This is a genomic window from Sediminibacillus halophilus (genome assembly GCF_900103695.1).
Classification (GTDB): domain Bacteria; phylum Bacillota; class Bacilli; order Bacillales; family Amphibacillaceae; genus Sediminibacillus; species Sediminibacillus halophilus.
Window position 1 is genome coordinate 43476 of record NZ_FNHF01000009.1, and the last position, 13418, is coordinate 56893.

The window sequence follows — 13418 nt, forward strand, 5'->3', positions numbered from 1 at the left end:
CCCCTTATAATAAGCAATGGTACCTAAAATACCATTCTTGTTCGCGATTAAATAAAGGAGCGATATATTTATGGCAATAACCCACAGGAAAAATACACGACCAGTCAAAGTAGGCAATGTCATGGTCGGGGGTAAAAACGAAGTGGTCATCCAATCTATGACTACTACCAAAACACATGACGTTGAAGCAACTGTTAATCAAATAAACCGTTTGGAAGAAGCCGGATGCCAAATCGTACGTGTCGCCTGTCCTGATGACAGAGCTGCAGATGCGATTCCGGAAATCAAAAAAAGAATAAATATTCCTTTAGTTGTCGATATTCATTTTAACTATAAACTAGCTTTGAAGGCAATTGAAGGCGGAGCAGACAAAATCAGAATCAACCCGGGAAATATCGGCAAACGGGATAAGGTGGAGGCTGTTGTTAATGCTGCCAAAGCAAAAGGAATTCCAATCCGGATTGGTGTTAACGCCGGGTCACTCGAACGGCATATCATCGAAAAATACGGATACCCGACAGCCGACGGCATGGTGGAAAGCGCACTTCATCACATCAAAATTCTCGAAGATCTCGATTTCCATGACATTATCGTTTCCATGAAAGCCTCTGATGTCCCATTGGCTATCGAAGCTTACGAAAAAGCAGCGGAAGCAATTGACTATCCGCTTCATCTTGGCATCACCGAGTCCGGTACTTTATTTGCCGGAACTGTAAAAAGTGCTGCCGGGTTGGGAGCAATTCTAAGTAAAGGTATCGGAAACACAATGAGAATTTCTTTAAGTGCTGATCCTGTTGAAGAAGTAAAGGTTGGCAGAGAGTTGCTCAAATCCTTTGGCCTTGCTTCCAATGCAGCAACCCTTATTTCTTGTCCGACATGTGGCAGGATTGAAATTGATCTGATTTCCATTGCCAATGAAGTGGAAGATTATATTTCCACCATCAAGGCGCCAATCAAAGTAGCTGTGCTTGGTTGTGCGGTAAACGGCCCAGGAGAAGCCCGAGAAGCCGATATCGGGATCGCAGGAGCCCGCGGAGAAGGTTTACTATTCCGCCATGGGGAAATCATTCGTAAAGTGCCTGAAGAAACAATGGTTGACGAGTTAAAAATCGAAGTTGATCGAATTGCGGAAGAGTACTTCGCTCAACAAAAAGAAGAAGAAGACAAACAAAAGGCATAATTGCGACCACGAAAAGAGCTGGTTCCAAAAGGAACCAGCTCTTTTGTTACACAAAGGGGGCTAAAAACAACGTTAGGATAATGGAAACAGCTCCAGCGATTATCGCTGTATTTCCCAGAGTATGGGCACCCCGATTTCTCGATATAAACCCAAAAATGATCGCGGCGGCACCAAGTACCACCGGCATCATGAAGAAAGATAAAACACCAAGGATAACAGCCACCCAGCCAAACCCTGTTTGCACATCCCCGTCCATCTTTGTTTCCTTTTCCTCGGCGTTGATTGGCTTATTGAATTCTGTAGCTGTCAACTCCTGAGCCATTTCTTCATCCCGTTTATACGGCTCGTCGAGAATATATTGTTCATGCGGATCTCTCGGAGGTACAGAACCCCCCTGTTGCTGGGTAATAATCGGATCGTTCGTGTCATCTCCAAATTTCGGAGCATCCTCGACTTCTTCATTCTGTTGCTTTTTGTTCGAATTCTCGTCCATCGGCAACATCCTCACTTTCTTATCGGGGTGCTTTTGTAGTTTGTGAAGGAACCTTGTTCAAATTACAAGGTAAATAAAGGATGTAACCTATCACTCAAAGCTGATTTTTCGAAATGATTTTACTAAACGACGAAAACCACCCATTTGGGTGGTTTTCGTTTAGTTTGCAGTTGCCACAGTCTTGTGATTTTCCGCATTGGACAATATTTCTACAGCATACCAGCTTTTGGCATCACCGTTTTTCCGGACAAACTCTTCCATCCCATTCATACCACGATGATAAGCAGTTAACGCTTCTTCCCATTTACCATATTCATTATGCAAATAATCGAGATATACGATTGACAGTTGCATGGAATAATATGGATCGTACAATAATTCCTCTTCATACGGTAATCCAGCCATTTCAGCCACCCACGGTGCTGTGTTCTTCATGAACTGCCCCATTCCATATGCCTTCCCATATTTGGTTTCCGGACCAACCAATTCTGCATCGAAAGTTCCGCCAGTCTCGACCTTGAGTAGCTCAAAAACAATCTTAGGGTCTATATCAAATTTTTGCGCCTCTTTCACCAAATAGAGCGCCCAGGATTTCTTAAATCTCCCATCACTTTCTTCAACAAAAGTATCCGCAATCTGTTCGATTTTCGGCCAAGTGAGATACCCATTTTTGTTAGTTAATTCGGACTGTTGGGATTGTAGGTACTTTTTTTCTGATCGCAGTTGCTTATTTTCTTGTTTGAGTTCGACAATCTGCGCTTTTATTTCTTCTTTCTCCTGCGAGATTGCATCGATTTTCTGGTTATCTTTGGCATATCCGTCAAATATAAATAATAATAGTGCACAAATAAATAAAAAGCTGATGGCCTTAGAACCAGAGTTGCTCCAAAAGTTCACATAAATCCACTCCTTACTACAACCTGCATTTTTCCAACCACAAAAAACTATACTAGCTGTTAAGGGGCATAAATGCAATTGATTTACTTACCGACTGTTGCCCGTCACAAAACCTGCTCTTCTTCATAAGGTATAACAGGGAAAACTTTAACGCTCGGCTGTTTCAACTCTGTCGATACCAGCCAGTAGAAGAAAGGGTTTTTGGATGAACAGCATGCTTAAAAAGATGATACTCAATAAATTGAAACAAGTAAGTACTGAAGAGTTGCTTCATTACAGCAAGCAATATGATATTCCAGTAACTAAAAGACAGGCAGAACAAATAACTGCCTATTTAAGAAAAACAGAATTCGATCCTTTCAGCGAGAAAGAGCGCATGGTATTGTTCAAAGAGCTAGCCAAAATGACAAACGTAGAAACAGCTAAAAAAGCCAATAAACTGTTTAAGCAACTGACGAAAGAATACGGCATTGACTCCTGGTTTTATTGACTTCCCTATCTTAACTGAAACTAAACATTCGCTCGATTGATACACCGAAAAATCCCATAAGATACTGGTTAGCCTATACCACAATTGTTGATGGTAGGAAGGGAATACCATCTTCCCCAGACAAATAGGTTGGGATTTAGCATACCTCCACTTAAATGAACCAATCAATATCAGGATAGGAAGGATTAAAAGAATCAACAAAGAAAGGTAAATGCCGTAGATAGACTTGCTTTAATCCAGGAGTTATGAGGGATGTTTCCCATCGTTTCGACAAGATACCGTCCTTACCACGGGCACGGCTTCGCCCTCCCTCAGCGAAGCACTTGGCGATGGGAGTGTTTGCCACTATTCAAAAGGGAAAGTTAAAAAGCTTAATTGCCATGTTATGCGCAGGTAGCTTATAAATCAAAAAGAAAACCGAACGAATTCGAATGCTTATGCTTTCGAATCACGTTCGGTTTTTACTTTGGCCTATTATACTTTTTCCAAATACTTTAATTATTGTGCAACAATTTTTTCTTTTAGATCTCTGACAAAAGAATCGCCTTTAAGCATTTCAATTTCAAACTTATATGGAGGTTTTTTGTTCTTTTTGTCTACTCCTACATACGGGGTTTCCAAAATCTTAGGGAGTTCTTCCAATTGCGGATGATGGACAATGTTTCGAAGTGCGTCAAACCCAATATGCCCAAAGCCAATATTTTCATGACGATCTTTCCCGGCTCCGCGCTCATTTTTGCTATCATTGACATGAATGACTTTTAATCGGTCTAAACCGATCACCTGATCAAACTCGTCGAGGACTCCATCAAAGTCATGAACGATATCATAACCCGCATCATGAGTATGGCACGTGTCAAAACAAATAGACAACTTTTCATTCAACTTGACACCGTCGATAATTTTTGCCAATTCATCGAAATTCCTGCCAACCTCTGAGCCTTTTCCAGCCATTGTCTCCAAAGCTATCTGCACTTGCTGGTCTTTATGGAGTACCTCATTCAAGCCTTCGATGATCTTCTCTATCCCTTTGTCTGCACCTGCGCCAACATGGGCGCCGGGATGCAGGACAATTTGCTTTGCACCTAAAGCTTCTGTACGCTCAATTTCACTTCTCAAAAAATTGATTCCGAGTTCAAACGTCTCCGTTTTTGTCGTATTACCAATATTGATAATATAAGGGGCATGGACAACGAGATCAACAATACCGTTTTCCGCCATATGCCTGCGCCCATTTTCAATATTTAACTCTTCTAGTGGACGCCTGCGTGTATTTTGCGGTGCTCCTGTATAAATCATAAATGCATTAGAACCGTAAGATACAGCTTCCTCACTCGATCCCAGCAACATTTTTTTACCACTCATCGATACGTGCGAACCTATTTTCAGCAATTCCTCCACCTCTTTGTTCTTTTTCTATAACTATTATAACATAATAATAATTATTTTTTATACTTATTACGATTTAACTTCTTTTTCACTTGTTCCTTCTGTTGCTTCATCTTCTTTTTATAACCCGGTTTCACTTTTTTTGGTTTACGGACCTTGCGCCATGCCTCTTTTTCCGTGTCTGATTCAGCTTTTTTCCTTGTGCTTCGTTCATTCCAGGCTTTGACTTCCTCCCATTCCCCGTTTTTAACGTCAAAGCTGGTGAACGTCAATCCTTTTTTTTCCAGTTTTTCAATTAGCTGCACATCTTGATCGGTGTACAGATTAATCGCTGTGCCTTCCATCCCTGCGCGCGCAGTACGGCCAACTCGATGGATATAAAATTCTTCTTCCTTGGGCAGCTGGGCATTGATTACATGGCTGACACCTTTAATATCAATCCCTCTGGCTGCCAGATCGGTAGCAACAATGTATTGATAACGAAGATTTTGAATTTCCTTCAACATCCGCTTTCTTTCTCGTGGAGAAAGCCCTCCATGGATAAGCCCTACTTCCATTCCTTTTTCGGTGAGCTCTTCTGCAAGTTGATTAGCCAGTTCCTTTCCATTTGTAAAAATAATTGCCAAGTAAGGTTGAATGGCTCCTGAAATACGATAGACCATCTCCGAAACAGAACGATGCCGTAAAGGCACTAGTCGGTGCTCCATCGTTTCAGGTGAAAGCTTATGTTCATCGGCGGTTAAGTGGGCCGGATTCTCCAAATATTTTTTTAAGAACGGCTGCAACCTTTCCGGAATCGTCGCAGAAAAAACAAGGAGCTGTATTTCTTGATTTGTCTTTACCAACGTCTTGTCGACCTCCTGAATGAAACCGAGATCAAGCATTAAGTCCGCTTCATCGACAACGAATGCTTTGGCATTGTATAAGTCAAGTGCTCCTTCCTCGACAAGATCTAAAATCCTTCCCGGTGTACCCACAACAATGTGTGGCTGTTCCTTCAGCTTTTCAATCGACCTTTTTTTATCGGTTCCGCCAATCAGCAGTTTCGCATTCCAGCGATGATCTTTGTTGGCATAATGAATGATTTTCCTTACTTCGTCATAGATTTGGATAGCCAGTTCCCTTGTAGGTGCCGTGACCACAAATTGAACCTGCTTTTTCGATTCCTCCATTTCATTGAACAATGGCAGTAAATAAGCATGGGTTTTCCCTGATCCAGTATGGGATTGTCCAATCACGCTCTCCCCTCTCAGAACGGCCGGAATCACCTTCTCCTGTATCGGGGTTGGCTTATGAAATTCAAGTCGGTCAATGACGTCATTGATAAGGGGATGCAATGAATATTGTCTGAAATGATGGTTTTTCATTTATAAACTCCTTTAAATTGACTTTTGCTACTTTCCTATTATAGTGGAGAAAGAGGTATTTTGCACGGTAATCCTTCACAGATCCACACAGCCTCTTGTATGGCGACCAAAAAGAAATACTTTCAGTAAGTGTTGTAACTAATGAATATTTTTGTCATATTGTAGTTTTACCTTTATAATGAAACTGATGCCCTGAAAACAAAAAGTAGTGAAGATATATATTAGAGGGGGAACCGTAATCATGGAAGTAATTAAAATAGCTCCGCGCGGTTATTGTTATGGAGTAGTGGACGCAATGGTCATAGCTCAGAATGCGGTTAAGGATCCGAATCTGCCAAGACCTATTTATATATTGGGAATGATCGTGCATAATTCTCATGTTACCAAAGCCTTTGAAAGCGAGGGAGTCATTACCCTCGATGGAAAAAACAGGGGAGAGCTTCTGGAAGGAATTGAAGAGGGTACGGTGGTTTTCACCGCTCACGGCGTTTCACCGGAAGTTAAAAAAAGAGCGGAAGCGAAGGGATTGACAGTATTGGATGCCACTTGTCCCGATGTCACCCGGACGCATGACCTGATACGTGAGAAAGTAAAAGAAGGTTACGAAGTAGTTTATATTGGGAAAAAAGGTCATCCAGAACCCGAAGGTGCCATGGGGGTTGCCCCTGGAAAAGTCCATTTAGTGCAGACGGAAGAGGATGTAGAAAAACTGCATTTGGATAACGAGAAACTGATCGTTACCAACCAAACCACGATGAGTCAATGGGATGTATATGATGTTATGCAAAAGGTAAAAGAAAAATATCCACAAACGGAAATGGTACAAGAGATTTGCATGGCAACACAGGTACGTCAAGAAGCAGTAGCTGAACAGGCAAAAGAAGCAGACCTGACGCTTGTTGTCGGAGATCCACGCAGTAACAATTCCAATCGTCTGGCTCAAGTTTCACAGGAAATTGCAGGAACTACTGCGTACCGAATTGCAGATGTTTCGGAAATCAAGCTTGAATGGTTGGAAGGAGTCAACAAGGTAGCAGTAACCGCCGGCGCTTCTACCCCGACTCCGATCACGAAAGAAGTGATTCGCTTCATCGAAAATTTTGATGCGGCACAGGGAGATTGGGATCTTCAATCCAAAGTAGAACAAAGTAAAATTCTTCCGAAAGTCAAAGCGAAGAAAAAAGCATAAAGAAAAAAACCGCGAAGAAATATTTTCTTCGCGGTTTTGTAATGGACAAAATATAATGATACTTTGAATTCTGCCTCCTGCAGGAGAAAGGCATCCTTTTCACCTAGTGCCATGGAATAAAGAAACTATAGTTTTCGATAGATTCTATTCACATAAATTGAAACGGTTCGGTATTTGTCTCGGAAATGATCACTTCGGGAGCAGAGAATTTATCGAATTTCTGCTGTAAAAAAGATTGAACAGATTGTTTCATGAACTTTTCTACATGGTGTCCCGGATCAATGAGCTTCAATCCCATCTGCCAGGCATCCTGTGCTTCATGGAAACTGAGGTCACCGGTTATAAATACGTCAGCCCGCTGTTGATATGCTTGATCAATATAGTCTTCGCCACTTCCGCCTAAAACCGCGACCCGCTTTACCTCTTCGTCTAGATTCCCGACGATTCTTAAGCTGGGAACCTGATAGCGTTCTTTTACCAGTTCACCTAATTCACGCAGCGTCATGCTTTCTTGTAATTCTCCAATACGCCCGACACCGATTTCTTCTCCTTTATTTTTCAGTGGATAAAGATCATATGCAGGTTCTTCATATGGATGGGCAGTTTCTATTGCAGCCAACACCCGAGACAGTTTACTTTTCGGAATGATTGTCTCCAATCTGTCTTCCTCCACACGTGCCAATTCTCCTTTGGAACCGATAAATGGCTGTGTTCCATCCAACGGCTTAAAAGTCCCTTCTCCTTTTACCCGGAAACTGCAATGACTATAGTCTCCGATATGACCTGCTCCTTGATTTCCAATCGCTACTCTAACCTTCTCTGTATAGTCATCAGGAACATAAACCGCAAGTTTTATAAGTTCGTCTTGCTCGGACGGGACTAGGACAGTTGTCTCACGTATCCCCAGTCGCTCGGACAGAATATCACTAACACCGCCTCTAGTTATATCCAAGTTGGTATGAGCGGCATAGACAGTGATTCCATTTTCGATCAATTTAGTAATCGTCCGTCCCTTAGGGGTCATTGTATCGATTTGTTTTAACGATTTAAACAATAAAGGATGATGGGCAATGATCAAATCGACGTTCGCTTCAGCTGCCTCTTCAGCGACTGTTTCAAGGACGTCCAATGTTATCATCACTTTTTTGACGGGTTTGTCCAACGTGCCTACTTGCAATCCGACATTATCCCACTTGTAGGCTAGTCCAGGAGGCGCCCATGCTTCAAAAGCATCAATTATTTGCCTTCCGGATACTTGCATTTGAGTCAAGTTAAAACCTCCTTAATAAGTTCTATTTCATGACGGAAAGTTTCCATCTTTTTTTCATCCGGTGACTTCGCCTTTTTCATCTGTTTTAGTACCCTTTCCCGTTTTTCTATTTCCAATTTCCACTTTCTTTGGAAAGGGTCCGATTTTTCTTTCATTAAATAAGGGCCAAGCAGCAATTCCGTTTCTGTCATTGAATATGTGATGTCTGAAGAAATAGCTGAAATTACTTCATAACGGTGACCTGCTTCTTCAAGAATCGCTTCCCCATTCAGTCGGTAGCCATTGTCCTGAAGCCAAACCCTGACAGCCCGTGCTTCCACATTGGGTTGAGCAATAATTTGTCCCACTCCTGCCAGTTTTTCTTTCCCTTCCTGCAAAATCGCAGAAATCAAACTGCCCCCCATACCTGCAATTACCACTTGGTTGACTTCATTGGCAGATATAACCGCAAGGCCATCGCCTTTACGCACTTCTATCCTGTCCGTCAGCCCTTCTTCAACGACTGTGCTTTTGGCACTCTGGTATGGTCCTTCGTTTATTTCACCTGCAATAGCAGTTGCTTGTTTGTCCAAATGACAGACATATACAGGTAAGTATGCATGGTCAGAACCAATATCAGCAAATAAAGCCCCTTTTGGTAAAAAGGATGCAACACATTGTAAGCGATTAGACACCAGTCTCTCATTCATTACTATTAACTCCTTTTTCTTTTCACCGGATTCTTGTCTAAGAAAAAGCGCTTTGGCTTCCTTCTGTTAAGCCAAGCCACTGCGTGGCAAGTTAACGCCACACTGCGATCTTGGTGAAGACCAGGAGGAAGTCGAACGCCGTGACTAGACGGCACTTCGTAGCTTGTATTTAAAAAAGAAAGCTTTCCGGCGACAGAAAGCTTTCTTTTAAATATTACTTGTGTTCAGATAACCATTGAGCAAGCAAATCTGCCTCACTGTCACTTACAAGACCGGCTGGCATTCCTCCATCAGTACCGTTCATGATAATTTCATGTATTTCATCCTTGGAATATCTGCCTCCAACTTCCTGCAGATTAGGACCGGCACCTCCAGACAAGTCGCCTCCGTGACATGAAGCACAATTATTCTGGAAGATTGCCTCCGGATCATCGGAAGCCGCTTCCTCACCGCCGCCTTCTCCAGACTCCTCCTGCTGACTACCCTCTTCACCAGCTTGTTGAATGTCCTCATATTGATTCAGACCGACTACAGATAGAACAATCATTGTAAGTATTCCCAACACTGCGATAATTGCAAAAGGGATAACTGGGTTTCTTTTCATGTCTTTATCCTCCTTATGTAATCCCCAAACTTGTCTTTACAGACCAAACTATCTATATTTTACTTGAAAATGTGACAAGAGAAAAGGGAAATGACAAGAAATTTTTATATAATCACATAGTATATTACCATAATCGTACCAATCATTCCTGCCCCAAACAAGTATTTATCTTTCTGTTTATAGCCGGCGATCGACCAACCTGCCAATTGAAGCAAAATCGCTATTGCGGTAATCCAGGGAGTTTTTGTCAACATTTCCACCATATCCATAGTAATGATCAGTAGAATACCCAGTATAACGAGCTTTGCAACAGGTATTTTTACAGCCTTTATTTTTGAAAACACTCGGTAACATGCAATGGAAAGCAGTAGAAAAATAAATGCAAGGAACATTTGCAATCTGTCTGGGAATTCAGTAAAATTGATTACAAGATATGTTAGCGGTAACAACAAAATATTAGAAAAGAGCAGAAACACAAGCTTCAGGTTCAGGGAAGGTTTTATATGCTCATCGATCCCCTCTCCTTGAGAATAGAGAGCCAGTAAAAAGTCACAATATTCACCTGGTAAAAGCCTGCTCTGCTTCCATTGCTGAATTTCTCTAATAATGATTTCTTTTTTCTCAATAGCCATCCTACTCCCCCATCCGATTTCCTGTAATACCAGTCGGCAAACAGTTCCTGTTATAGAGGAAGATCCATGGCGGGCATGAACTGCCTAACCGATTTAGCGTTTTTAAACCCTTTGAAGCAAAATCAAAGTCATTGTACGTACGCACAATGACTTAGTTGAGCTCCAAACAGTTCGCATGAACGGATTTTTACTCAAGGAAATCCTTTAACCGCTTGCTCCGGCTTGGATGGCGTAACTTGCGAAGGGCTTTCGCTTCAATTTGTCTAATACGTTCCCTAGTCACACCAAATACTTTTCCTACTTCTTCGAGTGTTCTGGTTCGACCATCATCCAAACCGAAGCGAAGCCGCAATACGTTTTCTTCGCGATCTGTCAACGTGTCCAGTACATCTTCCAATTGTTCCTTCAACAATTCATATGCTGCATGGTCGGAAGGAGAAGTAGCTTCCTGGTCCTCAATGAAGTCGCCTAGATGAGAATCGTCCTCTTCACCAATCGGTGTTTCGAGGGACACAGGCTCCTGTGCTATTTTCAAAATTTCCCGGACTTTATCAGGTGTTAATTCCATTTCTTTCGCAATTTCTTCCGGTATTGGTTCTCTGCCCAGATCTTGCAAAAGCTGACGCTGTACACGAATCAACTTATTGATGGTTTCAACCATATGCACCGGTATCCGGATCGTCCTCGCCTGGTCCGCAATTGCTCGTGTTATCGCCTGGCGAATCCACCAGGTGGCATAGGTGCTGAATTTATACCCTTTTCGATAATCAAATTTTTCAACCGCTTTGATCAAGCCCATATTACCTTCCTGGATCAAATCAAGAAACAGCATTCCGCGGCCGACATAACGCTTTGCAATACTTACAACAAGTCGGAGGTTTGCTTCAGCCAGTCTTCTTTTGGCCTCTTCCTCGCCTTCTTCAATCCGCTTTGCCAAGTTAATTTCTTCTGTGGCAGAAAGCAAATCAACTCGTCCGATCTCTTTCAAATACATCCTGACCGGATCATTGATTTTTATACCCAATGGTACGCTCAAATCATTTAAATCGAATTCCTCTTCTTTTGAAAGCTGCTGCATGCTCGGATCCTCTTCAGAGTCACCAATTACTTCTACCCCTTGCTCATTCAGGTACTCATAAAACTCGTCCATCTGCTCTGATTCCAACTCAAAGTTGGACAAACGCTCTGCAACTTCTTCGTATGCTAGCACCCCGCGCTTTTTTCCCAGTTCAAGTAACTGGTCCTTCGCTTGCTCCAGGGTTAGCTCATTTTCATTTTCTTTAGAACGTGATGGCTTGTTATCTGCCATGAGTCCCCCTCCTTCCAGACTTACTTCTATATCAATGAATTGAATTTTTCAGTTGCTTTCTAATCTCAAGAATCTGCATAGCTATCTGGGCAGCCTTTACATGATCATTTTGTTTTTCTGCCAGCTTTTGCTCCGCTTTCAGAGATTTAATAGCTGCTTCGTCGCTGTGTTCCACACGTATGAGACGAATGTAATCATTAATCTCCCTATCGCTGATATCCTGATGGATAGGCATCATTGCAATTTGGACAACTAAACTTTGGATAGACGGGTCTGGAAGTCTTTCCACAAACAGACTGACATCTGGCCCGTTCCCTTCTTCATAAAAAGCATATAAATAGGTCACAATGATTTGATGCTGCTCAACGTTAAACGATCCGCCTAGTTCTTCTTTCACTTTTTCAGCAATCGTTCTATCGTTTAGCATATAAGCAATCAACTGCTTCTCCGCATTATGGTAAGCGGGAAGTAATTTCTTTTGACTGTACGGTGCTTTCGCCATACTAGTATTGCTCTTCTGCACCATCTTATCCTGCCCGGGACCTATCTTTTGCCTTCTAGCCATTATCTCCTGAGTCAAAGTATCCATAGATAATTCAAATTCATTTGCTAATTCTTTCAAATAATGCTCCCGTTCCACAGGTCGGTCGATCAGTGCGACTTCATCAAGTACACTTTCAACATATTGTATGCGATCTCCTTCCAGATTTAGATTATAATCTTTTTTTAAAAATCGCATCAGGAAGGACATATACGTATCGCTTACATCGACTACCTCTTTCCGAAAGCGCTCCGCTCCATTTTGTTGAACAAATTCGTCGGGGTCCATTCCGTTTGGCATGCTTGCTACCTTTACTGTACAGCCCGCCTTTTTCAGAACCTTGGCAGCTTTGTAAGATGCCTGTACTCCCGCATCATCCGCATCATAACAAATAACCACTGTATCCACATATCGGCGCAGCAGTTTGGCCTGTGCTTCTGTAATGGCAGTACCCAAGGTAGCTACGCCATTTGTGACTCCAGCCGCATAAGCCGATATCACATCTGCATACCCTTCAAACAATACTGCTTCTTCTTGTTTACGGATGTGGCTTCTGGCTAAATCGAAGTTATATAAAAGCCTTCCTTTATGAAACAGCTCCGATTCTGGGCTATTCAAATATTTGGGTTCCTGATTATTTATTGATCTTCCTCCAAATCCAACCGTTTTCCCAAGATGATTGCGTATAGGAAAAACAACCCTTCCTCTAAACCTGTCAGAGACTTCCTGTTGGTCATTCATTGAGAGAAGTCCCGCCTTCACCATGGTCTGAGGATGAAACCCTTTCTTCTCCAGGAACTGAACAATAAACTCCTTGGAGTTTGGTGAAAAACCTAACTGAAAAGTATCTATCACCTCATCAGTGAATCCTCTATCGATTAAATACTGATAGCCAGTCTTACCTTCTTTCGTGTGACGCAACAAATGATGATAGAGTTTCGTCAGCCATTCATAAGCATTGAGCACATCCTGACTTTCTTGGCTTACCTGCTGGTTTTGGTTCACAGGCTGGTAGCTTTCTGGCAGAGTATGGCCGCTTTTCTCAGCCAAATGCTTTAATGCCTCAAAAAAACTGAAGCCTTCCATCTCCATTACAAACGTAACAACATTCCCGCCTTTATGGCAGCCGAAGCAATGAAATATCTGTTTGTCCTGTGTCACGGAGAAAGACGGTGTCTTTTCCCCATGAAATGGGCATAAACCAAAATAATTTCTGCCCTGCTTTTTCAACTGGACATATTCTCCCACGATATCCACGATATCATTGGATTTCCTTATTTCTTCTATCGTTTCTTCAGGGATTTGACCATTCATTAGAATCACCATGCTCTACGTTTATTCTATAAAGACTAAGAAAACCCTGCAAAA

At 42.2% G+C, this 13418-nt stretch carries 13 protein-coding genes; 3 read left to right on the top strand and 10 right to left on the bottom strand.

Annotation, left to right across the window (positions count from 1 at the left end; all coding sequences use genetic code 11):
* The first annotated feature begins 70 nt into the window (after nt 1-70).
* Complete coding sequence (gene ispG / locus BLR82_RS19595; protein ID WP_074601126.1) at nt 71-1180, top strand: flavodoxin-dependent (E)-4-hydroxy-3-methylbut-2-enyl-diphosphate synthase; 1110 nt, start codon at nt 71-73, stop codon at nt 1178-1180.
* Between the two features lie 46 nt (nt 1181-1226).
* Here the strand turns inward: ispG and BLR82_RS19600 are convergent, their stop codons facing one another.
* Both BLR82_RS19600 and BLR82_RS19605 read right to left on the bottom strand, forming a co-directional pair.
* Nucleotides 1227-1673, bottom strand: a complete 447-nt coding sequence (locus BLR82_RS19600; protein WP_074601127.1) for a DUF4190 domain-containing protein — start codon at nt 1671-1673, stop codon at nt 1227-1229.
* 159 nt (nt 1674-1832) lie between these two features.
* Complete coding sequence (locus BLR82_RS19605) at nt 1833-2570, bottom strand: transglycosylase SLT domain-containing protein (protein WP_245693901.1); 738 nt, start codon at nt 2568-2570, stop codon at nt 1833-1835.
* A 205-nt stretch (nt 2571-2775) separates the two neighbouring features.
* Between BLR82_RS19605 and BLR82_RS19610 the strand changes: the two genes are divergently transcribed.
* The gene (locus tag BLR82_RS19610) at nt 2776-3060 is read left to right on the top strand and encodes a DUF2624 domain-containing protein (RefSeq protein WP_074601128.1); all 285 of its coding nucleotides are present in this window, start codon (nt 2776-2778) and stop codon (nt 3058-3060) included.
* 498 nt (nt 3061-3558) lie between these two features.
* Here BLR82_RS19610 and BLR82_RS19615 read toward each other — a convergent pair whose 3' ends face one another.
* Together BLR82_RS19615 and BLR82_RS19620 are read right to left on the bottom strand one after the other, a co-directional pair.
* The gene (locus BLR82_RS19615; protein ID WP_074601129.1) at nt 3559-4452 is read right to left on the bottom strand and encodes a deoxyribonuclease IV; all 894 of its coding nucleotides are present in this window, start codon (nt 4450-4452) and stop codon (nt 3559-3561) included.
* 50 nt (nt 4453-4502) lie between these two features.
* Nucleotides 4503-5816: a DEAD/DEAH box helicase gene (locus tag BLR82_RS19620; RefSeq protein WP_074601130.1), complete on the bottom strand. Its 1314-nt coding sequence runs from the start codon at nt 5814-5816 to the stop codon at nt 4503-4505.
* 241 nt (nt 5817-6057) lie between these two features.
* Here BLR82_RS19620 and BLR82_RS19625 point away from each other — a divergent pair, with 241 nt between their 5' ends.
* On the top strand, nt 6058-7005 hold the full coding sequence (locus BLR82_RS19625) for a 4-hydroxy-3-methylbut-2-enyl diphosphate reductase (RefSeq protein ID WP_074601131.1): 948 nt from the start codon (nt 6058-6060) through the stop codon (nt 7003-7005).
* A 148-nt stretch (nt 7006-7153) separates the two neighbouring features.
* On the opposite strand, the gene BLR82_RS19630 is transcribed toward BLR82_RS19625, so the two are convergent.
* The 6 genes from BLR82_RS19630 to dnaG form a co-directional block, all read right to left on the bottom strand.
* Entirely contained in the window at nt 7154-8266 is a 1113-nt protein-coding gene (locus BLR82_RS19630; protein WP_074601155.1) for a Nif3-like dinuclear metal center hexameric protein, read from the bottom strand.
* A gap of 5 nt (nt 8267-8271) precedes the next feature.
* Complete coding sequence (locus BLR82_RS19635) at nt 8272-8964, bottom strand: tRNA (adenine(22)-N(1))-methyltransferase (protein ID WP_074601132.1); 693 nt, start codon at nt 8962-8964, stop codon at nt 8272-8274.
* A 214-nt stretch (nt 8965-9178) separates the two neighbouring features.
* Complete coding sequence (cccA, locus tag BLR82_RS19640) at nt 9179-9568, bottom strand: cytochrome c550 (RefSeq protein ID WP_074601133.1); 390 nt, start codon at nt 9566-9568, stop codon at nt 9179-9181.
* Between the two features lie 104 nt (nt 9569-9672).
* On the bottom strand, nt 9673-10200 hold the full coding sequence (locus BLR82_RS19645; RefSeq protein ID WP_074601134.1) for a hypothetical protein: 528 nt from the start codon (nt 10198-10200) through the stop codon (nt 9673-9675).
* 187 nt (nt 10201-10387) lie between these two features.
* Nucleotides 10388-11509, bottom strand: coding sequence for an RNA polymerase sigma factor RpoD (gene rpoD / locus BLR82_RS19650; protein WP_053219143.1), 1122 nt, complete (start codon nt 11507-11509; stop codon nt 10388-10390).
* Between the two features lie 31 nt (nt 11510-11540).
* Nucleotides 11541-13364, bottom strand: a complete 1824-nt coding sequence (gene dnaG / locus BLR82_RS19655) for a DNA primase (RefSeq protein ID WP_074601135.1) — start codon at nt 13362-13364, stop codon at nt 11541-11543.
* Nucleotides 13365-13418: the final 54 nt, after the last annotated feature.

Coding starts and splice junctions, on each gene's coding strand:
- ispG (WP_074601126.1), top strand. CDS start 71: ATGGCAATAACCCACAGGAAAAATACACGACCAGTCAAAGTAGGCAAT.
- BLR82_RS19600 (WP_074601127.1), bottom strand. CDS start 1,673: ATGGACGAGAATTCGAACAAAAAGCAACAGAATGAAGAAGTCGAGGAT.
- BLR82_RS19610 (WP_074601128.1), top strand. CDS start 2,776: ATGAACAGCATGCTTAAAAAGATGATACTCAATAAATTGAAACAAGTA.
- BLR82_RS19620 (WP_074601130.1), bottom strand. CDS start 5,816: ATGAAAAACCATCATTTCAGACAATATTCATTGCATCCCCTTATCAAT.
- BLR82_RS19625 (WP_074601131.1), top strand. CDS start 6,058: ATGGAAGTAATTAAAATAGCTCCGCGCGGTTATTGTTATGGAGTAGTG.
- BLR82_RS19630 (WP_074601155.1), bottom strand. CDS start 8,266: ATGCAAGTATCCGGAAGGCAAATAATTGATGCTTTTGAAGCATGGGCG.
- BLR82_RS19635 (WP_074601132.1), bottom strand. CDS start 8,964: ATGAATGAGAGACTGGTGTCTAATCGCTTACAATGTGTTGCATCCTTT.
- cccA (WP_074601133.1), bottom strand. CDS start 9,568: ATGAAAAGAAACCCAGTTATCCCTTTTGCAATTATCGCAGTGTTGGGA.
- BLR82_RS19645 (WP_074601134.1), bottom strand. CDS start 10,200: ATGGCTATTGAGAAAAAAGAAATCATTATTAGAGAAATTCAGCAATGG.
- rpoD (WP_053219143.1), bottom strand. CDS start 11,509: ATGGCAGATAACAAGCCATCACGTTCTAAAGAAAATGAAAATGAGCTA.
- dnaG (WP_074601135.1), bottom strand. CDS start 13,364: ATGAATGGTCAAATCCCTGAAGAAACGATAGAAGAAATAAGGAAATCC.